Genomic DNA, 26,255 nt, shown 5'->3' with positions numbered 1-26,255 from the left:
AGTGCTTTTTAAGCAGTGAGTGGGGTCGCTGAAGCTTGTTCTTCAAGTGCCCACTCAATGGCATTGGCCAACAGTGTTGCTCCGTAGGTCGTCATAATAGATTCCGGGTGGAACTGGAACCCGCAAACTTTATCTTCTTCATGTACAACAGACATTACCAAGTCATCCACTTCTGCTGTGATGGTTAGGCTCTCAGGAACCTTGGTCGCAACTAGCGAGTGGTAACGTGCAATTGCAAGTGGTGATGGTAGATTTTGGTAAATCGCATGGTTTTGGTGCTCCATCATAGAGACCTTACCGTGAATGATTTCGCCCGCGCCAGCAACGGTGCCACCGTACGCTTCAACAATCGCTTGGTGACCAAGACAAATGCCGATCATCGGCACTTTGCCTTTCATGCGTTGGATAAGCTCAGGCATTGAGCCTGCTTCTGAAGGAGCACCAGGGCCTGGCGATAGCAGAACCACTGGGTTTTCAAGCTCGTTTACCGCTTGTTCGATGGTTTCTGCTGGGATGTTGTTTCGGTAAATCTTGACCGAGTGACCTAGCGAGCGGAATTGATCCACAAGGTTGTAGGTGAACGAGTCAAAGTTGTCGATAAAAATGATATTAGCCATCTCTGAACCCTATTCCTTATTGTGACTTATGAGCTGCTTGGATAGCAGAGATTACCGCTTGTGCTTTGCCGCGCGTTTCGTCTGCTTCCGCTTGTGGATCAGAGTCGAACACCACGCCCGCACCAGCTTGAACTTGAGCAATGCCGTTCTCAACGTACGCTGAGCGGATCACGATACAGGTGTCGAGTGTGCCTTCACCAGTGAGGTAGCCAACAGCGCCGCCGTAGCTACCGCGTCGTGCGCCTTCTACATCGCGAATCAACTGCATGGCACGAATCTTAGGTGCGCCGGTGAGCGTACCCATGTTCATACATGCTTGATATGCGTGCAGCGCGTCTAGGTCTTCACGCAGTTGACCAACCACACGAGACACCAAGTGCATTACGTGGCTGTAGCGGTCGACTTTTAGAAGGTCTGCTACGTGGCGAGTACCAGCTTGAGCAATACGAGCGACGTCGTTACGTGCCAAGTCAACCAACATCATGTGTTCTGCGTTTTCTTTCATGTCGGTGCGCAGTTCAAGTTCGATGCGGCTGTCTAGGTCGAAATCAATCTCGCCGTTAGGGCGCTTACCGCGGCGACGAGTGCCTGCGATTGGGTAGATTTCAATTTGGTTGGTATCGGTTTCATACTTAAGCGCGCTTTCTGGTGATGCGCCAAACAGAGTGAACAGCTCATCTTGCATGTAGAACATGTAAGGGCTTGGGTTACTTTGTTTCAGTTCTTTATAAGCAGCCAGTGGAGAAGGACAAGGTAGAGTGAATCTACGAGACGGTACAACTTGGAATACATCGCCTTTCACTACGAACTCTTTTAAGTCGCGAACGGTTTGGCAGAAGTCTGCATCAGACACGCTAGGTTCTACCGTTACATCTGTTATTTGCTCTGCACTCGGCAACAGTTTTGGCGCTGCACATTGGGCGCTAATTTCTGCAATACGAGTCTCTAACGCTGTTTTCTCTGAACCATCAACAAACAACGTCGCTTGAAGCTGGCAAGATTCCGTTTGATGGTCGACAACAAGTAGTGTTTCCGCGACGTAGAAAACGTAATCTGGACACTGATTTGTTGCTTCGGCATTACCAAGCGGCTCAAAGTTTGCGACTAAGTCGTAGGCAAACAGACCACCAAGGAAAATTGCGTGTTTGTCTTGCTGTGAAATATCAAAACTATGCTGAACCAAACGCAGCGCATCGAAAGAAGAGGCTTCACGTAGGCGAGAGTCTTCATCTAACGTGTCGCATGGCTGGTTAAACTGCAAAGTTAGCGTTTCGCCATCGAACTTGCTCTCAACGTCACCACGGATGTTCTGGTTTAGGTGAGACAGTAGGTTTTTACCGTTATTGGTCAAGGCGTGCATGCTAACGGTATGGCCGAAGCAAACAATGCGAACCGCTGAATCTACGATCAGCAGGGATTTTAAATTTTGCTTTGAATCGATCTCAGCAGATTCCAGCAATAGGCTGTCAGTTTTGTTCTCACATAGTGTGTGGAACAAGCGAGTCGGGTCTTGAGTATAAGGGACGGAAGCCGTTAGCACTTCAAGCTGTCCAAGTTTCTTAATTTCAATGGCCTTGTTCACAAGACCTCCTTGTAGCTGTTTAAATCTTCCTGCCGTACATAGTCGCATAAAGCAAACGTTCTCCCAATCTAGAGTTGGCTATATTCGATTAATGTTTAGGCAGTTGAATGTGAAATGAGCAACAAAACAAAAAAGCCCGCTTAAGTAGCGGGCTTTACAACGTTTGGTTCTATAAACTAGAAGTATACGTTTGCCCACCAAGAACTAGTCCAAGTGCGCCACCAAGCAAGATCTGATGAGTTTGCCTTATTAAGACAAACCGCAACTTTCGCTTTTTGGTTTTGGTTAAATTCTTGTAACATGGTGAACCTTAAATTACGTACTTTGTATTTGTGTACTAGTTAACTAGTGCGAGAGTAAAAAGTCAACCCCAAAACGGCATTAAAACGATAAAAATATGAGAATTGATTTACATAGTCACACCACTGCATCGGACGGTCGGTTAGAACCTAAAGATTTAGTGGAAAGGGCGCTGAGTTTTGATATCGAGGTTTTGGCGATCACTGATCACGATACGGTTGACGGTTTGGCGTTAGCTAAGCAATACGTTCAAGATAATAATTTGCCGATAAAAATCATCAATGGCATTGAGATATCGACCGTCTGGCAAAACAAAGACATTCATATTGTCGGCCTGAATATTGATCCGGAAAATGAACAATTATCTGCCCTCATAGAGCAGCAGAAGCAGCATCGCATAACACGATCTGAGTTAATTGCAGAGCGACTACAAAAAGCAACTCGAGTAGGTGTGCTTGAAGAGGTAAGGCAAATCGCCGGTGATGCCCCAGTGACAAGAGCGCATTTCGCGAAATGGTTGGTAGATAATGGTTACGCAAAAACCATGCAAATGGTGTTTAAAAAATACCTAACGCGTAATAACCCAGGTTATGTACCACCGAATTGGTGTTCGATGAAGGATGCGGTTGATGCTATCCATGCGGCTGGTGGAATGGCGGTATTAGCGCATCCTGGCAGATATAAGTTGACAGCGAAGTGGATTAAGCGTCTTCTAGCAGCGTTTGTCGAAGCAGGTGGTGATGCGATGGAAGTTGCACAGCCACAGCAAGCGCAACAAGAAAGGCGCAACTTGGCTGATTATGCTATACAATACAAACTATTAGCCTCTCAAGGCAGTGATTTTCACTACCCATCACCGTGGATGGAGCTAGGAAGGAACCTATGGTTGCCTGCTGGCGTCGAACCAGTTTGGAAAGATTGGGGAATAGATCCTTCGTTGAATAATACTCAGTAATACGAAGTCGAGAACCCATAAAAATATAGAGCCGAGAGGCTCGATAATGAGGAATTACAATGAGCCAGTTTTTTTACGTTCACCCAGAAAACCCACAGGCTCGCTTGATTAATCAAGCAGTAGCAATCATTCGTAACGGCGGCGTTGTGGTTTACCCTACTGATTCAGGGTATGCACTTGGCTGTCAGTTGGAGAACAAACAGGCACTGGAACGAATCTGTCAGATTCGTCGTCTGGATGATAAGCATAACTTTACTTTGCTGTGTCGTGATTTGTCGGAGCTTTCTCTCTATGCGCGAGTGGATAACTCTGCATTCCGACTGCTGAAAAATAACACACCAGGTCCTTACACCTTCATCTTCAAAGGCACAAAAGAGGTGCCGCGTCGTTTGATGAATGCAAAACGTAAGACCATCGGTATCCGTGTTCCAGACAATCAAATTGCCTTGGACTTGTTGGAAGCATTAGGTGAGCCGATGATGTCTACGTCGTTGATTCTACCTGGCAGTGACGTAACAGAATCTGATCCAGAGGATATTCGAGATAAACTAGAACATGCGGTTGATGTGATTCTTAATGGCGGTTACCTAGGTGAGCAACCTACGACTGTAATTGACTTTAGCGAAGGTGAACCTGTTGTAGTTCGTTTGGGATCAGGTGACCCTGCACCATTCGAATAGTAGACGCACCACCGCCAAACAAAATAGGAGGCATCGCGCCTCCTATTTTAGTTGTCATATCGAATATCTCATTGAACTTAACTGATTGAGGTTAAGCAAAATCGAAAATGTCGATACCATTTTGTTCTGCATAGTTGATGTATGCAGAGCTCACACCGTTTAGTGTCACTTCAACATTGTATTCATCACTTGAGAATACTGCCCAGCCACACTCATTGTAAGATAAAGTCAGATCATCCGCTGAATCCAAGAACGTATCTCGAATGCCATCGTTATCAGTGTCTCGGCCCATATCAAAGACAAGTTTGTCATGGAAAATATTAAAATCGACAATGTCGGCTTTGACATCAATATCGTTGGAAGATACTGGCTGATCAGGTACACCAATAGCCAGGCGGTTTGTAAGCACGAAGGTGTCGTCTCCACAGCCACCGCTCAGTACTGATTCACCATCACCAACAACGAGGGTGTCGTTACCCCAGCCACCACTCAAGTAGTTGTTGCCTGAATAATCAAAAATTGTGTCGTCGCCACAGCCACCAAAGAGTTTGTCGTTTCCTAATCCTCCGGATAGGAAATCGTTTCCAAAGCCGCCAGAAACAAAGTCGTTACCTCGGCCACCAAGCAAGGTATCATCTCCCCAGCCACCGAAGACAATATCATTACCTCCGTATCCTACAAACTTATCATCACCACAGAAGCCGAAGAAAATATCGGTTGTTTCAGAGCCTTTTGTGCCTGTCATATCGTCATCTTGAGATGTCCCAAAAATCCAATTTAGGTCGAGATTTAGCATAGACATTGTTCTATTCCTTTTTGTCTGATTTATGCCAATCGCCGAGAGTGCAGAGCGAACCTAGAGAGTCAGAGTACACGATAGCATTAGTGTTATTTTTGATGTGAACTAATGACTTAAAGACAATTTTTGTCTTGTTACCCACGACCTTGTTTTGCTATGAGCGCTCATTGTCTGCGGTGATTGGTATTACTTAGCAGCAAACCGGGACGGCTTATTCTTCGTTGCTTTCTAGCAATACGAACAGTAAACACACCCCAAGTGGTTATTGTTGTAACCCTGACAATTTTATCAGGTACAGCGTGGTTAAAGTGGTTCAGGAAGACCGATATTAGTGGGATTCTCGTTGATCAATGCCTGCATTAAGTAGTAAAAAAGTTGCAGAATAGGACAAATATTTCGGTCATTTTTGAAGTGAATTTTGGTGTGGAGAATGGCGCCGATTTAGCTTACATTAACTAAGAAAGTTACGTATAATGTCCGACCGAAAAATCCCACTGAAATGGGTAAATAGCAAAATGCAGACCAATCCTGGTCTAGACGTCTGTGAAGACGACACATAGGTAGATAAATGAGCGAAAAGTTACAAAAAGTATTAGCACGTGCTGGTCACGGTTCTCGTCGTGAGATTGAATCGTTAATTAAATCTGGTCGCGTTAGCGTGAACGGTGTAGTCGCTAAGCTTGGTGAAAGACTTGAAGACGAGAGCAGCGTAGTTCGTATCGATGGTCACATTGTCTCTGCAAAGATTCAAGAAGAAGTGATTTGTCGTGTACTTGCGTACTACAAACCTGAGGGTGAACTGTGTACTCGTCACGATCCAGAAGGTCGTCGTACTGTTTTTGATCGTCTGCCAAAAATTCGTGGCTCTCGTTGGATTTCAGTTGGTCGTCTGGATGCGAACACTTCTGGTCTTCTACTTTTCACAACGGATGGTGAACTGGCGAACCGCTTAATGCACCCAAGCCGCCAAGTTGAACGTGAATACCTAGTACGTGTGTTCGGTGAAGTAACTGAACAGAAAGTTCGTAATCTAGTAAAAGGTGTTGAACTGGAAGACGGTTTAGCTCGCTTTGAAGATGTTGTTTACGCGGGTGGTGAAGGCATGAACCACACGTTTTACGTTGTTATCAACGAAGGTCGTAACCGCGAAGTTCGTCGACTATGGGAATCGCAAGAGTGTACCGTTAGCCGTCTGAAACGTGTTCGTTACGGCGACATCTTCTTAGACAAGAAACTGCCTCGTGGCGGTTGGATGGAGCTTGACCTGAAAGAAGTAAACTACTTGCGGGAGCTTGTAGAGCTTCGTCCAGAGAAAGAAACCATGCTTGATCTGAACAAAGACAACACGTCACGCAAACGTGAGCGTGCACGCAGCCAAAAAATTCGTCGCGCAGTTAAGCGCCATGAAGAGCGTGTTAACACGCCAAAAGGTCGCAGCAACAACCCTTCTCGTCGTAAGCCGAAGAAGACTGCTGGTGACCAAGGCGCACGCAACAAGCATCGTTAATCGATAGCAAAACATCAGAAAGGCTTGCCAATTCGGCAAGCCTTTTTCTTATCTGTTACATAACAAAAGGATCTAAAGCCGATATAGAGCAGGGTGCTTTGTATAAACAAATATCTCAGCTAGACGAAAACAACAGATAAAAAAATACCAGCACTAGGCTGGTATCTTTGTTCATGATGAAGAAACGTTAATCGCGTTTCCAAAGCATATGGCAGAACTTATGTTCAGGGTCTCGGCTGATTAGCATACGAGCAAATACGTCATCAAGAACGTCATTTTCCTCATTTACTAGGCCGATACGAACCTCTGCATATACTTCTTTGTCGATCTCGAAGCCAACATGTTCAACCCAGTCATCACCGGTTTCAACAAGTTCTGCGGCACCACGATCTTCAAATTGCGCAGTAAACAGAATCACGTCAGCAGGCTCTAGGTTATCTGGAGCCATCTCAAGGAAAATGTCGTACGCTGCGTCGATGACGTCGTCGTAAGAAATCAAATCAGACATGCTTATGCTCGGCTCATGTATTTACGTTCAGCTGTGTTAATGATAACTCGGTCACCAGTTGCAATGTACTCAGGAACCTGGATGACAAGACCTGAAGCGAAGCGTGCTGGTTTAGTACGAGCAGATGCAGAAGCACCTTTGATTGAAGGGTCAGTTTCTTCAATCACTAGCTCAACAGAAGATGGTAGTTCAATACCCACTGCAGCACCGTTAACAAGGATAATGTGGATACCTTGTGTATCTTCGTTGATGAACAGCATGTCGTCTTCAACTTCATTGTGCTTGAATGTGTATTGTGAGTAGTCTTCGTTATCCATGAAGATGTGCTCATCGCCGTCAGCGTATGAGTACACAACTGCACGTTTGTTCATTTCTACCGTTTCAACAACGTCATCAGACTTGTAACGCTCATCTACACGTGCGCCCGTGTTTAGATCTGTACAACGCATTTTGTAGATTTTAGCGCCGCCACGACCGCCAGGAGTCGTTACTTCGATGTCTTTAACTAGAAGAGTTTTACCATTAGACTCGATTGCGAAGCCTTTTTTGATTTCACTTGCCTTTGGCATTGTATATTCCTATTCATACTTATTAAGCAAAACTCGGTGATTATAGCGCTAAGTTAGCCGCCTAGCATTAAAATTCATTGCAGAAATTTGTTGTTACTCCCATGACTAAACACCTGAATGGACTTGATTCGGTGAGTCGGCTAAGAGAACATATAGCCCAACTTCTTGAACCATCTGAGAACACGTTTTAAGTCATGTCTCTGCCTGTTATCGATCCTAAACAACCATTTCAACCAGAGTTTGCGCCTTTAATTAGGGAAGTCACCGCTTGTCTCAAAGGTGGATTGGGGCAAAACTTACACAGCGTTTATGTATACGGTAGTGTTGCTCGTAAAACAGCGATCGTTGGGAAGTCGAACTTAGACCTGGTTGTCGTTACTCAATCATCCTTTGAGCACAATCGCGCGACTTTGCTCAACACAATTAAGTGGCGTGCGCAGCAGAGTTACTCTCAAGTTAATGGTGTATCGGTCCGTACAGCCTTAGTGAGCGAAGTGGCTAATTTAGATAGTATTTTTACTTGGGGCTTTATGCTTAAGCATTGCTGTGTCTGTGTTTATGGTGATGATCTAGCAGACTGCTTCGGTGATTACGTCCCAAGTTGGGAAATTGCTAAGCACTGGAATATGGATGTGGAAGATTGGATTACGGTGTATCGCAAAAAAATCGTACAAGCGAAGACGATAGAAGAGCAGGTGGCCGCCCAGCGCGTGATTGCTAAAAAGTTACTAAGAGCGTCATACTCTTTGGTGATGTATCGAGATAAACGTTGGTTTGATGACCCCGTAGAGTGTGGCAAGGTATTCTTAACTTATCATCCTGAAAAGCAGCTTGAGATCGAGCGGCTAGAAATTTTACTTTCTGGCCGGGGGATTCCCAAGCGTTCTGTTATCGGGCTAATTGATGCGTTTGGTGATTGGTTAGTCAAACAGTACCAGAAAACAGAGTTTCGTATCGGCTAAAACAACCCCATTTGTGGCGCTGAAAGCCTGTCAAAGTCCGTCCCAATGAAAGGGAGAATCGCATCTGCAACGGGTTTGAGTTGTTTATCAATGTAATGTTGATAATCAATCGGGCTATTGAGGTACTCATAAGGTTCAGGGCCGTTCACGGTAATAATGTATTCAATTCGTCCTTTGTTTTGATACTGTAATGGGCGGCCAAGCTTGGCATTTATCTCATCCGCTAAACGAGCTGCACGCACTTGTGGCGGGACGTTTTTCTGATACTCATGCAGTTTTCTGCGCAGTCGCTTTTGATACACCAACTGTTCATCAAATTCACCGTTGTTAGTTTTCTCAACCATCTCTCGGACATAGTCGCTTGGATCTTCACCATGGAAAATCATGCTATAGAGTGTATTTTGAAATTTCTGTGCTAACGAGGTCCAGTCAGTACGGGCACTTTCTAACCCTTTAAATACAATCCGTTCTTGCTCTCCTTCACCGATTAAACCCGCATAGCGCTTTTTCGAGCCAGTTTCTGCGCCACGAATCGTTGGCATAAGGAATCTGCGATAATGGGTTTCATACTCGATTTCCAACATAGATGTTAGGTTGTACTCAGAACGCAGGTGTTCTTGCCACCAAGAGTTGATGTAATCAACTATTTGATTTCCAACAGCGTCAGCTTCTACTTGACTGTATGGTCGATTCAACGACACGAATGTGGAATCCGTATCGCCGTAAATCACTTGATATCCTTGCTCCTCAATCAGCACCTTAGTTTGCTTCATGATTTCATGTCCGCGCATGGTAATACTAGAAGCTAACCGAGTATCAAAGAAACGACATCCCGATGAGCCCAGTACGCCATAAAAGGAGTTCATGATGATTTTGATTGCCTGAGAAAAAGCTTTTTCATTGTTCTTCTTTGCAACATCACGTGCTGCCCAAAGCTTTTCAATCATTTCTGGTAAAAAGTGTTTCGTACGATGGAACTGCCCACCGCGAAAGCCAGGTACAGCCTGATTTTCTTCTTTTCCAATATCGAGCAATAACCCCTCAACTAACCCCATAGGATCAATCAAGAACGAGCGAATAATCGATGGATATAGACTCTTAAAATCCAATACTAAAACAGAATCATATAGGTTAGGGATGGAGTCCATCACGTAACCGCCGGGGCTCGCAATCCAATTTTCAGGGTGTAGGTTTGGGGCAACGTAGCCTGCTCGGTGTATCTGAGGCATGTATAGGTTTGTGAATGCTGCAACCGAACCGCCGACACGATCTAGTTCGACACCAGTGAGACGAGAGCGCTCTATTGCAAAGTCAAGCAGGTGAGTGTGATTGAAAATCTTATTCACCAACACGCAGTCTTGTAAGTTATATTTAGCCAGCGATGGTTTGTCGGAGCGGTACATACGATTGATCTCATCCATGCGGTCATGAACGTTGTGGATTTCTTTCCCTTCCCCTAAGAGTTCTTGAGATACAGACTCTAATGACCAAGACCGAAAGTGATAAGTCGCCGTTTTTAACGTATCGATACCGTCCATTACAACTCGCCCTGGAATGGAAATAAACCCTTGTTGGCTTTGAGATGAACTTCTGAAAAAGCTGGCTTGGTCTGCTCTACCAAGCATTAGCTTCATGTTGTGCCATTCTGCTCGTTTGTGTAGCAGACGAAAGTCAAAATCAATGACGTTCCAACCGACAATGACATCGGGGTCGAATTGTTTAAACCAATCGATGAGTGCTTCTAGAAGCGCTTTTTCATCCTTAACCCATTGTATCGGTGTCTCCGAAGGTTCTGGTTCTCCGATCATGATAACGCGGGAATCCATGACGCTGTCTAATCCGATTGAGTAAAGAATGCCTTTCTCAGAGCATTCTAGATCTAACGAGACAACGTTTAACTTCGGCTCATATTGCCCCGCACGGCATTTTGCGCTCTGGACGCGTTGGTAGCCATTGGTGCGAGTCACATTGCCTGTAAACTCGATACTGCCTTTGATAAAACGCTCCATTAGGTAGCGATCGGCGAGGCGAATATCACTTTCATACGTAGTGATATCTTTTTGAGCGAATGTGTCTTTGAGTGCGAGAGCGTCTCTGGTTACATTGGTATAGCAGGCAGCAAGAGGCGTATGTTCAAACGTTTTGAGATCCAAAAGGCGGATGTCGACGAATATGTTTTTTTCTCGTGCGAGTGTCTTTGCTTGCTCTGAGTGTTTCTGAGCGATGAAAAATACTGGCTTCTCACCATTAATAAGTAACTGAGTAGGACCTGCTTCTGTCGAAAGCCACAGCTCGATTTTAGTTTGACCTTTGATGTCTCGTGCCTGTCGAGTTAGCAGGAAGCCTTGTTGAATATTCAAATGTGAGAAACCTTAGAAAACTTGAAGAACGTTAGTTTAACACTAAGAACTGTGAAAATAACCAGTAAAGAAAGCGTCTCAAATTTTTGCTGGAATTAGTGATTACAAGTTAGTCTTTGGTGCAAGAGGGACAGTGTCATTTTAAGTTATTGCGTGTTTCTCTGGGCAATATGAAACCTAGTTACTTGATTTATTGTACTTAATGTTGTTAATTGTCTTTTCTTAGATTTCGGTTCTGCTCATCACGCTCTAAAATAATAGAGTGGTTTATGAATAAGTTCTTGCTAAAGTTTGCGTTTCAGCACATATTCATAGAAAGCAATTTTTTGTCGATTACGTTAGTATATAGGCAGTCATACTGATATCCACATTTAACAAATAATGGTTATGTGGGTGCAGAACCAATACAAAGTGTGGAGATACAAGTTTGATAAATGTTTTCCTTGTAGATGATCACGAGCTGGTTCGCACAGGGATACGACGTATTATTGAAGACGTCCGTGGAATGAACGTAGCAGGAGAAGCTGACAGCGGTGAAGATGCAGTAAAATGGTGTCGCAGTAATCATGCTGACGTCGTTTTAATGGACATGAACATGCCAGGAATTGGTGGCTTGGAAGCCACTAAAAAAATTCTTCGCGTGAATCCTGATGTGAAAATCATCGTACTTACCGTTCATACAGAAAACCCGTTTCCAACCAAGGTGATGCAGGCAGGTGCGTCTGGTTATTTAACCAAAGGTGCTGGCCCTGACGAAATGGTGAATGCGATTCGTGTAGTTAATAGTGGACAGCGTTACATCTCGCCAGAGATTGCGCAGCAGATGGCATTGAGTCAATTTTCTCCAGCCTCTGAGAACCCTTTTAAAGACTTATCCGAACGTGAATTGCAGATCATGCTTATGATCACCAAAGGCCAAAAGGTAACGGATATTTCTGAGCAACTTAATTTAAGTCCAAAGACAGTCAATAGCTATCGCTACCGACTCTTTAGTAAATTGGACATTAATGGTGACGTTGAGTTAACTCACTTAGCGATTCGCCACGGAATGCTGGACACCGAGACCCTTTAGCGTGAATCCTCCTTTCGATTCGGCTTCCTTTCTCAAGACAGTAACTCATCAGCCCGGCGTTTACAGAATGTACAACGCCGAAGCTGTTGTAATCTACGTAGGTAAAGCCAAAGACCTTAAAAAGCGCCTTTCAAGCTACTTTCGGAAAAAAGTAGACAGTGAGAAAACTCGCGCGCTTGTCAGTAATATCGCCAAAATAGACGTCACGGTGACTCACACTGAGACAGAAGCGCTGATCCTAGAGCATAACTACATCAAGCAGTATTTACCGAAATACAATGTGTTGCTGCGAGATGATAAGTCTTACCCTTATATCTTTATTAGCGGTCATAAGCACCCACGGCTTTCTATCCACCGTGGCGCCAAGAAGCGCAAAGGTGAATATTTTGGCCCCTACCCAGATTCTGGTGCAGTAAGAGAAACATTGCATTTGCTGCAAAAGATATTTCCTGTGCGCCAGTGTGAAGACACTGTCTATTCCAACCGAACGCGCCCATGTTTGATGTACCAAATTGGTCGTTGTGCAGGACCATGCGTTAATACCATCATTTCTGATGAAGAATATGCAGAGTTGGTTGGCTTTGTGCGCATGTTTTTGCAAGGCAAAGATCAGCAAGTACTCAAACAGTTGATTGAGAAAATGGAAGTTGCCAGTCAGCAATTGCGCTTTGAAGATGCCGCTAAATTTCGCGATCAAATCCAAGCGATTAGGCGTGTTCAAGAGCAGCAGTACGTCTCAGAAGACAGCATGGATGATATGGATGTACTCGGGTTTGCTCAGGAGAATGGTATCGCGTGTATCCATATCCTGATGATACGCCAAGGCAAAGTGCTTGGTAGCCGTAGCCATTTTCCGAAAATCCCACAAAATACAAGCCAGCAGGAAGTGTTCGATAGTTTTCTGACTCAATACTATTTGAGCCATAACGAAGCACGTACAATTCCTTCTCGTATTATTTTGAATCAAGAGTTGGCAGAAGATATTGCGCCAATACAGAAAGCGTTAAGTGAAGTGGCAGGCCGTAAGGTTCATTTTCATACGTCGCCAACTGGCTCTCGAGCAAGGTATCTCAAGCTTTCGAACACTAATGCACTAACGGCGATTACCACCAAAATCAATCACAAAATGACGATTAATCAGCGTTTTCATGCGCTTCGCGAAACATTGAATTTGGAGTCTATAGCTCGAATGGAATGTTTTGATATCTCCCATACGATGGGGGAAAGCACGATTGCGTCATGTGTGGTGTTCAACAATGAAGGCCCCGTTAAGCAAGAGTATCGTCGCTACAACATTACTGGGATTACCGGTGGTGATGATTACGCAGCAATGGGACAAGCGTTGGAGCGCCGTTATTCGAAGCAATTGGACGTAGAGAAAATTCCCGACATCATCTTTATCGATGGCGGTAAAGGTCAGTTAAATCGTGCGCATGACATCATTTCGCAGTACTGGGGGGATTGGCCAAAGCGTCCTATCATGATTGGTATTGCAAAAGGCGTTACTCGCAAACCAGGTTTAGAAACGCTGATTACAGTCGATGGGGACGAGTTTCATTTACCAAGCGATGCTCCTGCGCTGCATCTTATCCAACATATTCGTGATGAAAGCCATAACCATGCTATAGCGGGGCACCGTGCTAAGCGAGGTAAAACCAGACGTACGAGTGCACTCGAAGGGATTGAGGGAATCGGCCCTAAACGACGTCAGGCGTTACTCAAGTACATGGGTGGGTTACAAGAACTTAAACGTGCAAGTGTCGAAGAAATCGCCAAAGTACCGGGAATAAGTCACTCTTTAGCAGAAATTATTTTCCAAGCATTGAAACAATAAGGAAAATCGCGCAACATTAAGCCGCAATGTGTAAGAGAATAATAAAATGCGTTTGAATATCCCGAACATTCTGTCTCTTCTTAGACTGTTCCTAATCCCTGTTTTTGTGGTTGTCTTTTATCTACCTTATTCATGGGCACCGTTTGCAGCAGCAATGGTGTTTTGGGTAGCGGGTTTTACTGACTGGCTTGACGGCATGTTGGCCCGTAAACTTGGCCAAACTTCTCGTTTTGGCGCGTTTATTGATCCTGTCGCTGATAAAGTGCTAGTGGCAACGGCATTGATTCTAATCACGGAACATTATCATTCAATTTGGGTGACCATTCCTGCGGTAACGATGATTGCGCGAGAAATCATTATCTCAGCATTGCGAGAATGGATGGCTGAAATCGGTAAGCGAGCGAGTGTTGCGGTATCTTGGGTTGGCAAAGTAAAAACTGTTTCGCAAATGTTCGCCTTATGGGTGTTGATATGGCGTTACGATGAATGGATGGTTTGGCTAGGCTTTGCGGCCTTGTATGTGGCAACTTTCTTGACATATTGGTCAATGATTCAATATTTGGCTGCTGCGAAAGACGATCTGTTGAATGAAGAGCACCATTAAATTCTGATGTTAGAAAGCAGGCTTAATAGCCTGCTTTTTTGTATCTAAGACAATCTACAGCATTTTTTGCTTCTCTCGCTTTTCAATGCTTGCTAACGGCCATGCTTACAATTTGTATCTGGGGCTTTTGCTTCGATAGAGTTCCATTTGTGATCTAAGTCTTGTTTTTGTCCTTGGAGAGTCTTAGAGAGGCGAGTCTTCTGATTATTAATACTTCAATGCACGCAACGCACGGCCAGCAGTGTAAGGCGTAGCCAAAGTTTTATGATAAACAAGTGTATTTAAGCGATTTTTAGTATTAAAACTAAGCAATCCATCGTCTTTCGCACAAATTCTAGTCAAACGATTTAAAAAAATAAAAATAGTGTTGACTCGATCGCTCGAATCCGTAGAATGCATCCCGTACCCAGGAGAGCACGGCTCAAAAGGGTGGTGAAAAAGCTTAGCTTTATTCACAAATGAGGCGCCTTGGCAGAGTGGCTATGCAGCGGATTGCAAATCCGTGGACCTCGGTTCGACTCCGGGAGGCGCCTCCATTATTCTTTTGAGAGTGAATGGCTTTCGAGAATAAATGCGACACTAGCTCAGTTGGTAGAGCGCAACCTTGCCAAGGTTGAGGTCACGAGTTCGAACCTCGTGTGTCGCTCCAAATTTTATTGATATGGCATTTAGCGGTATCAGATGGTGTTTTACTTTTCTGTAAAGGCATCACAAAGAATATTTGTGTGCCCTGGTGGTGGAATTGGTAGACACAAGGGATTTAAAATCCCTCGACGTTCGCGTTGTGCCGGTTCAAGTCCGGCCCGGGGCACCATCTCATATTAAATGCGACACTAGCTCAGTTGGTAGAGCGCAACCTTGCCAAGGTTGAGGTCACGAGTTCGAACCTCGTGTGTCGCTCCAGATTTAAGGCCTAACATGAAAATGTTAGGCCTTTTTCGTATTTTTTTGAAAATCTCAAACTTCTTTTCTGTCACAGACTTCGTTAAGTAGCGAACCCTTTGTCTCATTGACTCAAGTGATTGTTAATTCTGCCATTGCAAAACATCTTAGCTATTCCTACTAGTCTATGTTTAAACCATCACTTGTGGTGAATAACCACTCTTACTCCAGGCAAAGCTGTGACGAGAATGCTATCTTTTTAAATGTTCCGGATATAGAAAGGAATGTTTTACGATTAAGCAGCACAACCTTAAACCTCTGTTTAGATGAGGTGATGATATCTCAAGAATATTTGTTTAAATAACAGCTATTTGAGAGAAGCAGAAAAGCATAGCTCATGAATATGAACATGTGAGTTGCAATGGGGTATGTTTTGTTGTGATTTACATCACTGTTACTAATATGAAAAATCGTTGCCAGAAGATTTTATTTTGTGATAAATTCGCGCGCAATCTCGGAGCGTAATTAACAACGTTTGATCTCTGGGGGATACGCGTAGTGACCATTCAAGCTGATTGTGACACTGCGTAGGGTAGGTATCGGCAAAGCCTTTTGTCGATAGACGGGATACTAATGCTGTAAACGCGGCATATTAATGGGAAACCCAACATTGAAACCTTTGAATAAACACACACTAATCAGCTTCATACTGCCGAAATGTCCTGTTTTACAAAACGGGTGCATTACAGAACCTTGATTAATCCCTTTTACATATAAAGTCGCGAGTATCGTGGCGGATGATCTGTATTTGTCATTTATGCACTGACAAATGCGGAGGGGTATTCACACCTCCTGTAATTTCATTCTAATGATTATTAATACAGGATACAGAATTATTATAATTCAAGGGATTATGTAGTATGAGCACTGCCTTTGAAGTCGATAGCAATATCGCAAACATTTTTTCGTCTCAGGTTCCTATCGTTGAGGGAACGTATGACTTAACGCCAGATCAAGTATTGATTGATCAGGCTGAGCATGAATCTGAAGTACGTTCTTATCCACGTCGTTTGCCGATCGCAATTAAACAAGCCTTTGGGTGCTTGGTTGAAGATACGCGTGGACAGATCTTTCTAGACTGCCTTGCGGGGGCAGGCACTCTAGCTTTGGGGTATAACCATCCTGAAATAAACCAAGCTCTGAAAGAGCAATTAGATTCAGGACTGCCATATCAGACGCTAGATATTGCAACATCAGCAAAAACGACGTTTATTCAATCTGTTAAGTCTTTTCTTCCTCAAGAGTTAAGCGAGAACAGCGTTATCCAATTTTGTGGCCCGTCTGGAGCTGATGCGGTTGAAGCTGCTATCAAGCTCGCGAAACAGACTACCGGTCGCAACACTATGTTTGCCTTCCGTGGCGCATACCATGGTATGACTAATGGTACGATGGGGATGATGGGTAACTTAGGCACCAAAGCTCGTCGAACTGGTTTGATGTCGGATGTGCACTTTATGCCTTTCCCATACAACCTGCGTTGTCCTTTTGGGCTTGGCGGTGATGAAGGTGCGAAAGCAAGTATTCGCTATATCGATCGTCTTTTAAACGATGATGAGTCAGGCATTATGAAGCCTGCCGCGATTATCGTGGAGCCAGTGCAAGGTGAGGGTGGTGTTGTTCCTGCGCCAGCATTCTGGCTACGAGAGTTACGTCGTATTTGTGATCAGCACGGTATCTTACTGATCTTCGATGAGATCCAGTGTGGTGTTGGTAAAACTGGCTACAATTTCGCGTTCGAAGAGTCGGGCATTGTTCCAGATATTCTGTGTTTATCAAAAGCAATTGGTGGTGGCTTACCAATGTCGCTATTGGTTATCAACAAGCAACATGATACATGGAAGCCGGGCGAGCACACAGGTACATTTCGTGGTAACCAGCTAGCTATGGTCTCTGGTGCGAAAGCATTAGAAATTATCCAGCGTGATAACCTTGTTGAGCATGCCAATATTGCGGGTCAGTACCTGCGTTACGGCCTTGAGAGTATTCAAAAGCGTGTGAACTGTATCGCAGAGGTTCGTGGGAAAGGTTTGATGCTAGGCGTTGAGATTAAAACTCCAAACGGTGAACTCAATAAATTTGGTGAACCTCAAGCGGATAGTGAACTCACACTGTCTATTCAACGCGCAGCACTCGAGCGTGGCTTGATCGTTGAGAAAGGTGGACGCGAAGGCGCAGTAATTCGTTTCCTTCCTCCTCTTATCATCTCGTTTGAACAAATCGACTTTGCTTTACGTGTATTTGAAGACGCGATTTTAGCCGCTGGCGGTAGTCACATCGAAACTCAGCCACAAGATGAATGGAAGAAGCATTTCATCCACACTGGAGAGATGGGCAGCAATGAATTTGCTTCGGTGATGAATCACACTACTACGGCAATGAAGTCAGTGTTTGAACAAGTGACTGCACCGTATTCAGGTATGGATCCAAAAGCATTGGAAGCAGCGATTCACGACGTTGATCTTGATAATGGAAATGCGCCTCTTAAATCCGTTATCGACGATGCTGCTGATCTGGTCGCGAAAAACGCAATTTTTACTCAACATCCAGATTGTATTGCTCACCTGCATACTCCACCGTTGATGCCAGCGATTGCGGCAGAGGCAATGATTGCGGCTTTGAACCAGTCGATGGACTCATGGGATCAAGCTTCATCAGCGACTTATGTTGAACAGAAAGTTGTGAACTGGCTATGCGATAAATATGAGTTAGGTGAAAAAGCGGACGGTATCTTCACGAGCGGCGGCACGCAAAGTAACCAAATGGGTTTGATGCTTGCGCGAGATTGGATTGCTGACAAACTCAGTGCACACTCAATTCAAAAGCTTGGCCTTCCTGAATACGCAGACAAGCTACGTATTGTATGTTCGAAAAAATCCCACTTCACGGTTCAAAAATCAGCGTCTTGGATGGGATTGGGTGAAAAAGCGGTCATGACCGTCGATGCTAATGCCGATGGAACGATGGATGTCACTAAGTTAGACGAAGTTCTCCATCAGGCCAAAGCAGAAGGTTTGATCCCATTTGCCATTGTTGGTACAGCGGGTACAACGGACCACGGTGCTATTGATGACTTAGACTTTATCGCCGATATCGCAGCGAAACATGACATGTGGATGCACGTCGACGGTGCATACGGTGGAGCTCTGATTCTAAGTAGCCAAAAAGCGCGTCTGAAAGGTTGTGAGCGTGCACATTCCATCAGCGTAGACTTCCATAAGCTGTTTTACCAAACCATCAGTTGTGGTGCGCTATTGGTAAATGACAAGTCTAACTTTAAATTCCTGCTTCACCATGCAGACTATTTGAACCGCGAACACGACGAACTACCGAACTTGGTGGATAAGTCTATTGCGACAACTAAGCGTTTTGATGCGCTCAAAGTGTTTATGACGATGCAAAGCGTAGGGCCAAAAGCCCTAGGCGATATGTATGATCATTTGCTTGAACAGACGCTTGAAGTGGCGGACATGATTCGAGATAACAAACACTTTGAGTTGTTGGCTGAACCATCACTATCTACGGTTCTGTTCCGCGCGACAAATGAATCAGCGGATCTTGATGAACTGAACAAAACGTTGCGCTTAGAAGCGTTAACACGCGGTATTGCGGTATTGGGTGAAACCATTGTCGACGATAAAACTGCATTGAAATTTACGATTTTGAACCCGTGTCTGACGACGGCGGACTTTGAATCTTTGCTCTCAAAAATCAATACGCTAGCGGCAGAGCTAGTTTAACAAAGGTAACGGAAAACTATGGCAATTCTACAGATTGGTGCAGGCGGCGTTGGCTGGGTAGTTGCACATAAAGCAGCACAAAACAACGACGTTCTGGGTGATATCACAATCGCATCACGTACCGTAGGTAAGTGTGAGAAAATCATCGAATCGATTCAGAAGAAAAACAATCTGAAAGATTCAACTAAGAAATTAGAAGCGCGAGCGGTAAACGCGGACGACGTAGATTCTTTAGTTGCTTTAATTAAAGAAGTACAACCTGACTTAGTGATCAACGCAGGTCCTCCTTGGGTGAACATGTCTATTATGGAAGCATGTTACCAAGCTAAAGTGTCATACCTTGATACATCTGTTGCGGTTGACTTGTGCTCTGAAGGCCAACAAGTACCTCAAGCTTACGATTGGCAGTGGGGTTACCGTGAGAAGTTTGAAGAAGCGGGCATTACAGGTATTCTTGGTGCTGGTTTCGATCCGGGCGTAGTATCGGTGTTTGCCGCATACGCAGTGAAACATCTGTTCGATGAAATCGATACTATCGACGTAATGGATGTAAACGCAGGCGACCACGGTAAGAAGTTCGCAACTAACTTTGATCCAGAAACGAACATGCTTGAGATTCAAGGCGATTCGTTCTACTGGGAAAACGGCGAGTGGAAACAAGTACCTTGTCACTCACGTATGCTTGAGTTTGAATTCCCGAATTGTGGTTCACACAAAGTGTACTCAATGGCGCACGACGAAGTTCGATCTATGCAAGAGTTCATCCCTGCGAAACGCATCGAATTCTGGATGGGCTTTGGTGACCGTTACCTAAACTACTTCAATGTGATGCGCGACATCGGTCTACTCAGCCCAGATCCACTAACGCTTCATGACGGTACGGTTGTTCAACCTTTGCACGTGCTAAAAGCACTACTACCAGATCCAACATCACTCGCGCCAGGCTACACTGGCCTAACGTGTATCGGTACTTGGGTTCAAGGTAAGAAAGATGGTAAAGAGCGCAGTGTATTTATTTACAACAACGCTGATCACGAAGTCGCATACGAAGATGTTGAACACCAAGCTATCTCATACACCACTGGCGTACCAGCGATCACTGCGGCTTTGCAGTTCTTCCGTGGCAAATGGGCAGACAAAGGCGTGTTCAACATGGAGCAGCTAGATCCAGACCCATTCCTAGAAACCATGCCATCTATTGGTCTAGATTGGCATGTTCAAGAACTGGAGCCAGGACAACCTGTTATCCATAAATTGAAGTAAGAATTTAGCGACTCTTATTTGTACGTTTAAGCCGATGCACTTGCGTCGGCTTTGTTCGATTTTATAGTGTCTTTGCTAAGACGAAGGGACGTAAGGTATCAAAATGCAACAAAACGAACTAAAAACGCCATACTTCATGATCAATGAAGACAAGCTGATTGAGAACCTAGAGAAAGCAAAACAGCTAAAAGACATCTCTGGTGTGAAGCTTGTATTAGCACTGAAGTGCTTCTCAACATGGGGTGTATTCGACATCATCAAGCCTTACCTAGACGGAACAACAAGTTCTGGCCCGTTTGAAGTGAAGCTTGGCTACGAAACGTTCGGTGGTGAGACACACGCATACAGTGTGGGTTACAGCGAAGATGACGTTCGCGATGTGGCGGACATCTGTGACAAGATGATCTTTAACTCTCAGTCACAGCTAGCGGCTTATCGTCATATTGTCGAAGGTAAAGCATCGATTGGCTTGCGCCTAAACCCAGGTGTGAGCTATGCAGGGCAAGACTTAGCAAACCCAGCGCGTCAATTCTCTCGTCTTGGGGTTCAGGCTGATCACATCAAACCGGAAATTTTTGATGGTATTGATGGCGTAATGTTCCACATGAACTGTGAGAACAAAGACGTGGATGCGTTTATCGGCTTACTCGATGCTATTTCAGCTCAGTTTGGCGAGTACCTAGATAAGCTGGACTGGGTAAGCATGGGTGGCGGCGTGTTCTTCACATGGCCGGGGTACGATATCGAGAAGTTGGGGTTAGCACTTAAAGCGTTCTCAGAGAAACACGGCGTACAAATGTATTTAGAGCCGGGTGAAGCGATAATTACTAAGACCACTGATCTCGTTGTAACAGTGGTTGATATTGTAGAGAACGTAAAGAAGACGGCGATTGTCGATTCGGCCACAGAAGCTCACCGCTTAGATACGTTGATCTACAATGAGCCAGCGTCAATCCTTGAAGCATCTGAAAATGGTGAACATGAGTATGTGATCGGCTCGTGCTCTTGTTTGGCTGGTGACCAGTTCTGCGTGGCGAACTTCGAACAGCCTCTAGAGATAGGACAGCGTCTGCATATTCTAGATAGTGCCGGTTACACCATGGTGAAACTAAACTGGTTTAACGGTCTACGTATGCCGTCGGTCTACTGTGAACGCTCGAATGGTGACATTCAAAAACTGAATGAATTTGACTACTCTGATTTCAAACGTTCACTGTCTCAGTGGTCAGTGAAATAAAACGTATTGAGTATTAGAACGACAAAGAGCAGCTGAATTGCTGCTCTTTTTATTGGGGAAGCGTTAAAGGTATGCAGTTAGCTTTCTACAATTACACGAGTGTCTTCACTCAGAGATTCTAACTCATTGGCTATGTCTTCAATTTCTAGCTCGCTAGGTAGTTTTATCGCCATTTTAGCGCTGAATAAGCTAGAGCTTACCCCTCCGCCTCCAGCAATGAATACACGCTGACAATCCATATCTAAAATTGAGATACCTTGATTATCGAGAACGTGAGTAATTTCATTCACAATACCCGCTCTATCGTTGGCATCTAAACGAAGTTGGAAGATAGTGTCTTCACGATATGAATGAGGTTCAGAGTCGACGAACCTAACAACAAGAGTCTGACAAGAAGAGAACGCCTGTTTAACGATGTCGGCATTATCTCTTGGAAGCTCTACTTTGATGACACCTGCAACTTGGTCTTCGATAAAGTTTACTTTGCTGATCAGCCATTTCCCGCCGTTTTCGTGTGTGATTGCAGCGAGCTCTTTAATCGTGGCGGGTGACGCTTGTCCGACAAAATTAACAATAAATACGGTGTTCATAATGTCCCCTCCTGGAATCAAGGTTTGGACGCAGTACGAATAAACGTGCTACTTAAGTTATTGGAATAAATCCTTTTATTTAGTGTAGGTGCTAAGGGCAGGTAATGTTTGATGAAAGTCAATTTTTAACACTAATTCGTGATGCAAATAATTAAAACAATGTTCAGAGCACAAAAAAACAGCCATCGTAAGGCTGCTTTTTACCGAGTATCAACTTAGGATTAGAAGGTTACTTTTAACTCGATACCATAAAATTGACTGTCGTAGTTTGCGCCTGCGTCCATGGCGAATTTTGCAACATCTTGGTTTCCAAACCAAGGTGATGAATTGAATTGTAGTTCTGCACTACCGCCCCATGCATCAGTTACCCAATAATGAATATGTCCAACAGGGTTTAAGAAGACGAGCGAAACATCACCTGCGGTTTCAGAACCCATAACTTCGCCGCCGTTTGCAATAATGTCTTGCTCAGCCGTTAACATCATTTCACCAACAACAGCACCAAAGAATGGTGTGATAAAAATATCCTGCCAAGATGGTACTTCTGCGAACGCCTCCACGCCATACTCCCAAAAGAACGTCGACATAGTTGCGGAGTACAAAAACGACTGAAATTCATTATAGCCAGCGTGACGTGCTGCCGTGTAGTAAACGCCGCCAAAATATGGGTGCATGATGTAGTTGAGGACATGTTCATCGCGATCCCAAACGGGGCCGTCAGAGACATTATCTTTCCACTTTTGCCCCAACTTACTCATGTCTCGGTCTTCTTCGTCCCATTTGGTGATACTTTCTGGAAGAAAAGTCATCATGCCTACGGTCGCGATACTGAGACCTAGAATGGTGTAGGTTTGACCCATCAGATAATCCCAGTCTTTATCTTGAGGGATGATGAGATGTTTAGGCTGAAGCCCTGCGTCAAGGTTTAGCGAATCATCATTATTCTGTTCATACATAACACCGCGATTTTGAGCCTCGAAGGTGTACAGAGTCGTCGTTTCGCAGTAACCTGACAAGCAATCAGGTGTGTAAGAAAACTCTGTATGACGGTTTAGGTCATAGCGACTTGCGTGCGCAAGCGCTGACGAAGCCAAGCAAAGGCCTGTTAGAGTCGTCTTGAACATGGATGATTTTGACACAAAGGTCTCCGAGTTAATGGTGTATGTTCGGGCTCGTAATTATCCCTCAAAACATCAATCATTTAAACACTTGACCCTTATTTAGTCCCAACAAACCTCGGCGAGATTTGTCCAAATAAAAAGAAAAATAAGCGCTATAACGAAAATAGGATTGTGCTTACGTTCAGGAGTCAGTTGTGAAAATAGCAATGCTTAGTACTGGTGAGGAAGTCCTCCACGGTGATATTGTTGATACTAATGCGGCATGGTTGTCTAGCCTGTTTTATCAACATGGATTTGGCTTAACAAAGCGCTCAACGGTTGGCGATAGCCTATCGAGTTTGGTTGAAGAGTTTTTAATGCTCAGCTTTAACAACGATGTGGTTATTGTTAATGGTGGTTTAGGCCCTACAACGGATGACATGAGTGCCGCCGCCGCCGCGAGAGCCGCCGATTGTAAACTGGTGCTATTCAAAGAGTGGTTGCAGCATCTAGAAAGTTTGTATGCTCGACGTGGCATCCCTATGCCGGACAGTAATTTAAAGCAAGCAATGCTGCCAGAAACGGCAGAGATATTGGACAACCCGATAGGCACTGCTTGCGGTTTCAAAATGCTGATTAATGATGCCATTTTTTATTTCACACCGGGTGTACCAAGTGAATTTAAGCTCATGGCAGAGACGCAAATTCTTCCCGATCTGAGAAGAGTGTTTCCCGATGTGCAAGGTTCATGTTGTAGCCGAATCTACACGTTTGGTCTGTCTGAATCCGGTATTTCAGATAAGCTAGATCAGCTAAAACTTCCTCAAGGCTATGAGCTAGGGTATCGCTCTTACTTGCCTTTTATTGAAGTGAAACTTTTTGGTCCTTCAGATCAGCTTGAACAGCGTTTGAAACTCGTACAGATAATTAATAAACACCTTGAGAGTAATACCGTTAGTATTGACTTACCTATGGTTGAAAATGTCGGCCAGTTGTTGGTCGATAAAGGACTAACAGTGTCGACCTCCGAAAAAAGTAGCGGAGGATACTTAACGTACTGGCTAAACGGTGATGAAAACGCTGAAAAGCAACTAGGGCATGGTTGGATACTACCGAGCCTGACTCAAGCGATGGCCAACAGCGGAGATCCATTAGCAGAAACGTTTGCTCTGGCTGGTGCTACGCGAGAGAAGTGTGGGACGGATTTATCACTCGTTACTGGCCATATTGAAGAGGGTGTTTTTTCCGTCGCTTTATCGACACCGTCAGGCGAGTGGGGAGCGTTATATAAACTCTCGAAAAAGTATCAGCGCAGTGATCAAGTTAAAGTGATCAGCACGGCAGCACTAGACTTGTTGCGTCGCTACCTAGAACGTAAACCGATGTTTGCGCATTATGCATTTTTAGAGAAAGTTAAAGAGATGCACCTCCCGAGCAGTGCTTTATAACCAAAGCTCTATACAGTAGTCTGAGAGACAAAACACAGAGACAAAAAAGCCAAGGTGATTGCCTTGGCTTTTGCATTTTATACCGTCGAGTCAACGTTATGCGCGCTGCTTTTCTTTCATCGCGTAGTTAACGCCGCTAAGTGACAAATCTGATTTTGCTTTACAGATACAAGGTAATATTTCATCACTTTGTGTGTAAGCCATGGCAAAACCAACATACTCCACTTCACCAGACTCCAATTTGCAGCGACAGGCGCCGCAGTGCCCATCACGGCAGTTGTATTCTGGTAATAGGCCAGCTTGCTCCATTGTTTCCAAAATCGTATTGGAAGGGTTGGATTCAATGCTGATCAGTTTGTTGATTTTGAGTGTTGCCATTACAGCTCGAATCCTTCGAAGTCATCTGCGCGAACTTCATTGTCAATTTGACCCACAAGGTAAGAAGAGATTTCTGCTTCTTGAGGCGCAACTTGAACGTTATCTGAAGACAACCAAGCGTTAATCCATGGAATTGGGTTGGTTGTTGCTTCTGGATACGCTGCTGGTAGACCTACCGCTTGCATACGAATATTTGTGATGTATTCAACGTATTGGCTTAGGATGTCTTTGTTTAGACCGATCATAGAGCCATCTTTGAATAGATACTCTGCCCACTCTTTTTCTTGCTCAGCCGCTTCTTTGAATAGGTCAAAACAGTCCTGTTTTGCCTCTTCTGCGATTTGCATGAAAGTGAAGTCATCTTGACCGTTACGTAGCAGGTTGATCATGTGCTGCGTGCCGTTTAAGTGAAGTGCTTCGTCACGAGCGATCAGCTTGATGATTTTCGCGTTACCTTCCATTAGTTCGCGTTCTGCGAAAGCGAAAGAACATGCGAAACTTACGTAAAAACGAATGGCTTCTAATGCGTTAACAGACATCAGACAGATGTACAGCTTCTTCTTAAGATCGTACAGACTAACCTTAACCGTTTCACCGTTAAGGACATGCTCACCTTCACCGTAGCGATGGTAATCATTCGTCGCTTGAATCAAATCGTCGTAGTAGTGCGCGATGTCTTTTGCACGCTTCAGAATGTGCTCGTTCTCAACGATATCATCAAACACTACAGCAGGGTCGTTCACGATGTTACGAATAATGTGTGTGTAAGAACGAGAGTGAATCGTTTCAGAGAAAGACCAAGTCTCAATCCAAGTCTCTAGTTCTGGCAGAGACACAAGCGGCAGCAGTGCCACGTTAGGGCTGCGGCCTTGGATAGAGTCAAGAAGCGTTTGGTACTTCAAGTTAGAGATGAAGATGTGCTTCTCGTGATCTGGCAGTTTGTTGTAATCGATACGGTCACTAGATACGTCTACTTCTTCTGGACGCCAGAAGAAAGAAAGTTGTTTCTCGATAAGTTTTTCGAAAATCTCAAACTTTTGTTGGTCGTAACGTGCAACGTTTACTGATTGACCTAGGAACATTGGTTCCTTCAATTGGTCATTCTTTTTTTGGTTAAAAGTACTGTAAGCCATAATGCCTCAATTCCTTTTAAACCTCCCCGTAAGGGGGAGGTTATCGATAGTCTGTCTTTACGGGTTCGCTAGGTACGG

At 44.5% G+C, this 26,255-nt stretch carries 22 protein-coding genes, 4 tRNA genes and 1 other annotated feature; of the genes, 15 read left to right on the top strand and 11 right to left on the bottom strand.

All coding sequences use genetic code 11. The features are described from left to right. Positions 1 to 8 precede the first annotated feature (8 nt). The 3 genes from R7044_RS10555 to R7044_RS10545 form a co-directional block, all read right to left on the bottom strand. Positions 9 to 617 (bottom strand): aminodeoxychorismate/anthranilate synthase component II, encoded by a 609-nt coding sequence (locus R7044_RS10555; RefSeq protein WP_064376489.1) that lies wholly within the window; start codon positions 615 to 617, stop codon positions 9 to 11. Positions 618 to 633: 16 nt separating this feature from the next. Further along, a complete protein-coding gene (locus R7044_RS10550; protein WP_033905669.1) occupies positions 634 to 2,199 on the bottom strand; it encodes an anthranilate synthase component 1 in 1,566 nt (521 codons plus the stop codon). A 126-nt stretch (positions 2,200 to 2,325) separates the two neighbouring features. Continuing rightward, positions 2,326 to 2,429, bottom strand: a sequence feature (Trp leader region). After that, positions 2,376 to 2,501 carry a trp operon leader peptide gene (locus R7044_RS10545; protein WP_005376787.1) on the bottom strand — a complete coding sequence of 42 codons (126 nt, stop codon included), beginning with the start codon at positions 2,499 to 2,501 and terminating at the stop codon, positions 2,376 to 2,378. Its footprint overlaps the feature before it by 54 nt. A gap of 95 nt (positions 2,502 to 2,596) precedes the next feature. On the opposite strand from R7044_RS10545, the gene rnm reads away from it, so the two are divergent. Together rnm and R7044_RS10535 are read left to right on the top strand one after the other, a co-directional pair. Then, entirely contained in the window at positions 2,597 to 3,454 is an 858-nt protein-coding gene (rnm, locus tag R7044_RS10540; RefSeq protein ID WP_005386777.1) for an RNase RNM, read from the top strand. 59 nt (positions 3,455 to 3,513) lie between these two features. Beyond that, positions 3,514 to 4,134: an L-threonylcarbamoyladenylate synthase gene (locus R7044_RS10535; protein WP_005376791.1), complete on the top strand. Its 621-nt coding sequence runs from the start codon at positions 3,514 to 3,516 to the stop codon at positions 4,132 to 4,134. Positions 4,135 to 4,225: 91 nt separating this feature from the next. Here the strand turns inward: R7044_RS10535 and R7044_RS10530 are convergent, their stop codons facing one another. Continuing rightward, positions 4,226 to 4,936, bottom strand: coding sequence for a calcium-binding protein (locus R7044_RS10530; protein ID WP_005376796.1), 711 nt, complete (start codon positions 4,934 to 4,936; stop codon positions 4,226 to 4,228). A 565-nt stretch (positions 4,937 to 5,501) separates the two neighbouring features. Between R7044_RS10530 and rluB the strand changes: the two genes are divergently transcribed. Further along, on the top strand, positions 5,502 to 6,440 hold the full coding sequence (gene rluB / locus R7044_RS10525) for a 23S rRNA pseudouridine(2605) synthase RluB (RefSeq protein ID WP_005376798.1): 939 nt from the start codon (positions 5,502 to 5,504) through the stop codon (positions 6,438 to 6,440). A gap of 187 nt (positions 6,441 to 6,627) precedes the next feature. On the opposite strand, the gene R7044_RS10520 is transcribed toward rluB, so the two are convergent. Further along, on the bottom strand, positions 6,628 to 6,948 hold the full coding sequence (locus R7044_RS10520) for an HI1450 family dsDNA-mimic protein (protein ID WP_005376800.1): 321 nt from the start codon (positions 6,946 to 6,948) through the stop codon (positions 6,628 to 6,630). A 2-nt stretch (positions 6,949 to 6,950) separates the two neighbouring features. After that, a complete protein-coding gene (gene yeiP / locus R7044_RS10515) occupies positions 6,951 to 7,517 on the bottom strand; it encodes an elongation factor P-like protein YeiP (RefSeq protein ID WP_005376801.1) in 567 nt (188 codons plus the stop codon). A gap of 194 nt (positions 7,518 to 7,711) precedes the next feature. Between yeiP and R7044_RS10510 the strand changes: the two genes are divergently transcribed. Continuing rightward, positions 7,712 to 8,479: a nucleotidyltransferase gene (locus R7044_RS10510; RefSeq protein ID WP_033905668.1), complete on the top strand. Its 768-nt coding sequence runs from the start codon at positions 7,712 to 7,714 to the stop codon at positions 8,477 to 8,479. Here the strand turns inward: R7044_RS10510 and R7044_RS10505 are convergent. Next, complete coding sequence (locus tag R7044_RS10505; RefSeq protein WP_033905667.1) at positions 8,476 to 10,839, bottom strand: DNA polymerase II; 2,364 nt, start codon at positions 10,837 to 10,839, stop codon at positions 8,476 to 8,478. The two genes, R7044_RS10510 and R7044_RS10505, sit on opposite strands and share 4 nt — an antisense overlap. Positions 10,840 to 11,266: 427 nt before the next feature. On the opposite strand from R7044_RS10505, the gene uvrY reads away from it, so the two are divergent. The 10 genes from uvrY to nspC all read left to right on the top strand — a co-directional run bounded on the left by uvrY (position 11,267) and on the right by nspC (position 21,528). Then, positions 11,267 to 11,911 (top strand): UvrY/SirA/GacA family response regulator transcription factor, encoded by a 645-nt coding sequence (gene uvrY, locus R7044_RS10500; RefSeq protein WP_005386783.1) that lies wholly within the window; start codon positions 11,267 to 11,269, stop codon positions 11,909 to 11,911. 1 nt (position 11,912) lies between these two features. Next, a complete protein-coding gene (uvrC, locus tag R7044_RS10495; RefSeq protein ID WP_017820475.1) occupies positions 11,913 to 13,745 on the top strand; it encodes an excinuclease ABC subunit UvrC in 1,833 nt (610 codons plus the stop codon). 46 nt (positions 13,746 to 13,791) lie between these two features. Then, entirely contained in the window at positions 13,792 to 14,349 is a 558-nt protein-coding gene (gene pgsA / locus R7044_RS10490) for a CDP-diacylglycerol--glycerol-3-phosphate 3-phosphatidyltransferase (RefSeq protein ID WP_005394805.1), read from the top strand. A gap of 462 nt (positions 14,350 to 14,811) precedes the next feature. After that, positions 14,812 to 14,885 (top strand) — tRNA-Cys (locus tag R7044_RS10485). A 37-nt stretch (positions 14,886 to 14,922) separates the two neighbouring features. Continuing rightward, a tRNA-Gly gene (locus R7044_RS10480) sits at positions 14,923 to 14,998 on the top strand. A gap of 78 nt (positions 14,999 to 15,076) precedes the next feature. Further along, positions 15,077 to 15,163: transfer RNA gene (locus R7044_RS10475), tRNA-Leu, on the top strand. 13 nt (positions 15,164 to 15,176) lie between these two features. After that, a tRNA-Gly gene (locus R7044_RS10470) sits at positions 15,177 to 15,252 on the top strand. Between the two features lie 899 nt (positions 15,253 to 16,151). Then, on the top strand, positions 16,152 to 19,028 hold the full coding sequence (locus R7044_RS10465) for a pyridoxal phosphate-dependent class III aminotransferase (RefSeq protein ID WP_225455559.1): 2,877 nt from the start codon (positions 16,152 to 16,154) through the stop codon (positions 19,026 to 19,028). An 18-nt stretch (positions 19,029 to 19,046) separates the two neighbouring features. Beyond that, positions 19,047 to 20,291, top strand: a complete 1,245-nt coding sequence (locus R7044_RS10460; RefSeq protein WP_012841628.1) for a carboxynorspermidine synthase — start codon at positions 19,047 to 19,049, stop codon at positions 20,289 to 20,291. Positions 20,292 to 20,394: 103 nt separating this feature from the next. Beyond that, on the top strand, positions 20,395 to 21,528 hold the full coding sequence (nspC, locus tag R7044_RS10455; RefSeq protein WP_005386789.1) for a carboxynorspermidine decarboxylase: 1,134 nt from the start codon (positions 20,395 to 20,397) through the stop codon (positions 21,526 to 21,528). A 77-nt stretch (positions 21,529 to 21,605) separates the two neighbouring features. On the opposite strand, the gene R7044_RS10450 is transcribed toward nspC, so the two are convergent. Both R7044_RS10450 and R7044_RS10445 read right to left on the bottom strand, forming a co-directional pair. Then, positions 21,606 to 22,118, bottom strand: coding sequence for a glycine cleavage system protein R (locus R7044_RS10450; RefSeq protein WP_047103274.1), 513 nt, complete (start codon positions 22,116 to 22,118; stop codon positions 21,606 to 21,608). A gap of 221 nt (positions 22,119 to 22,339) precedes the next feature. Further along, on the bottom strand, positions 22,340 to 23,242 hold the full coding sequence (locus tag R7044_RS10445) for a DUF3943 domain-containing protein (RefSeq protein WP_205391087.1): 903 nt from the start codon (positions 23,240 to 23,242) through the stop codon (positions 22,340 to 22,342). 191 nt (positions 23,243 to 23,433) lie between these two features. Here R7044_RS10445 and R7044_RS10440 point away from each other — a divergent pair, with 191 nt between their 5' ends. Continuing rightward, the gene (locus R7044_RS10440) at positions 23,434 to 24,666 is read left to right on the top strand and encodes a CinA family nicotinamide mononucleotide deamidase-related protein (protein WP_005376816.1); all 1,233 of its coding nucleotides are present in this window, start codon (positions 23,434 to 23,436) and stop codon (positions 24,664 to 24,666) included. A 96-nt stretch (positions 24,667 to 24,762) separates the two neighbouring features. Here R7044_RS10440 and yfaE read toward each other — a convergent pair whose 3' ends face one another. Both yfaE and nrdB read right to left on the bottom strand, forming a co-directional pair. Continuing rightward, positions 24,763 to 25,044, bottom strand: a complete 282-nt coding sequence (gene yfaE / locus R7044_RS10435; RefSeq protein WP_005376817.1) for a class I ribonucleotide reductase maintenance protein YfaE — start codon at positions 25,042 to 25,044, stop codon at positions 24,763 to 24,765. Continuing rightward, entirely contained in the window at positions 25,044 to 26,177 is a 1,134-nt protein-coding gene (gene nrdB / locus R7044_RS10430) for a class Ia ribonucleoside-diphosphate reductase subunit beta (protein ID WP_005376818.1), read from the bottom strand. Before nrdB ends, yfaE begins: the two co-directional genes overlap by 1 nt. Positions 26,178 to 26,255: the final 78 nt, after the last annotated feature.

This window comes from Vibrio sp. 1402 (assembly GCF_033340275.1).
This window is presented reverse-complemented; position numbering and strand designations above follow the sequence as displayed.

Excerpts from the sequence above, each read along its gene's own strand:
- R7044_RS10555 (WP_064376489.1), bottom strand. The coding sequence starts at position 617 with ATGGCTAATATCATTTTTATCGACAACTTTGACTCGTTCACCTACAAC.
- R7044_RS10545 (WP_005376787.1), bottom strand. The coding sequence starts at position 2,501 with ATGTTACAAGAATTTAACCAAAACCAAAAAGCGAAAGTTGCGGTTTGT.
- rnm (WP_005386777.1), top strand. The coding sequence starts at position 2,597 with ATGAGAATTGATTTACATAGTCACACCACTGCATCGGACGGTCGGTTA.
- R7044_RS10535 (WP_005376791.1), top strand. The coding sequence starts at position 3,514 with ATGAGCCAGTTTTTTTACGTTCACCCAGAAAACCCACAGGCTCGCTTG.
- R7044_RS10530 (WP_005376796.1), bottom strand. The coding sequence starts at position 4,936 with ATGTCTATGCTAAATCTCGACCTAAATTGGATTTTTGGGACATCTCAA.
- rluB (WP_005376798.1), top strand. The coding sequence starts at position 5,502 with ATGAGCGAAAAGTTACAAAAAGTATTAGCACGTGCTGGTCACGGTTCT.
- R7044_RS10520 (WP_005376800.1), bottom strand. The coding sequence starts at position 6,948 with ATGTCTGATTTGATTTCTTACGACGACGTCATCGACGCAGCGTACGAC.
- yeiP (WP_005376801.1), bottom strand. The coding sequence starts at position 7,517 with ATGCCAAAGGCAAGTGAAATCAAAAAAGGCTTCGCAATCGAGTCTAAT.
- R7044_RS10510 (WP_033905668.1), top strand. The coding sequence starts at position 7,712 with ATGTCTCTGCCTGTTATCGATCCTAAACAACCATTTCAACCAGAGTTT.
- pgsA (WP_005394805.1), top strand. The coding sequence starts at position 13,792 with ATGCGTTTGAATATCCCGAACATTCTGTCTCTTCTTAGACTGTTCCTA.
- R7044_RS10465 (WP_225455559.1), top strand. The coding sequence starts at position 16,152 with ATGAGCACTGCCTTTGAAGTCGATAGCAATATCGCAAACATTTTTTCG.
- R7044_RS10460 (WP_012841628.1), top strand. The coding sequence starts at position 19,047 with ATGGCAATTCTACAGATTGGTGCAGGCGGCGTTGGCTGGGTAGTTGCA.
- nspC (WP_005386789.1), top strand. The coding sequence starts at position 20,395 with ATGCAACAAAACGAACTAAAAACGCCATACTTCATGATCAATGAAGAC.
- R7044_RS10450 (WP_047103274.1), bottom strand. The coding sequence starts at position 22,118 with ATGAACACCGTATTTATTGTTAATTTTGTCGGACAAGCGTCACCCGCC.
- R7044_RS10445 (WP_205391087.1), bottom strand. The coding sequence starts at position 23,242 with ATGTTCAAGACGACTCTAACAGGCCTTTGCTTGGCTTCGTCAGCGCTT.
- yfaE (WP_005376817.1), bottom strand. The coding sequence starts at position 25,044 with ATGGCAACACTCAAAATCAACAAACTGATCAGCATTGAATCCAACCCT.
- nrdB (WP_005376818.1), bottom strand. The coding sequence starts at position 26,177 with ATGGCTTACAGTACTTTTAACCAAAAAAAGAATGACCAATTGAAGGAA.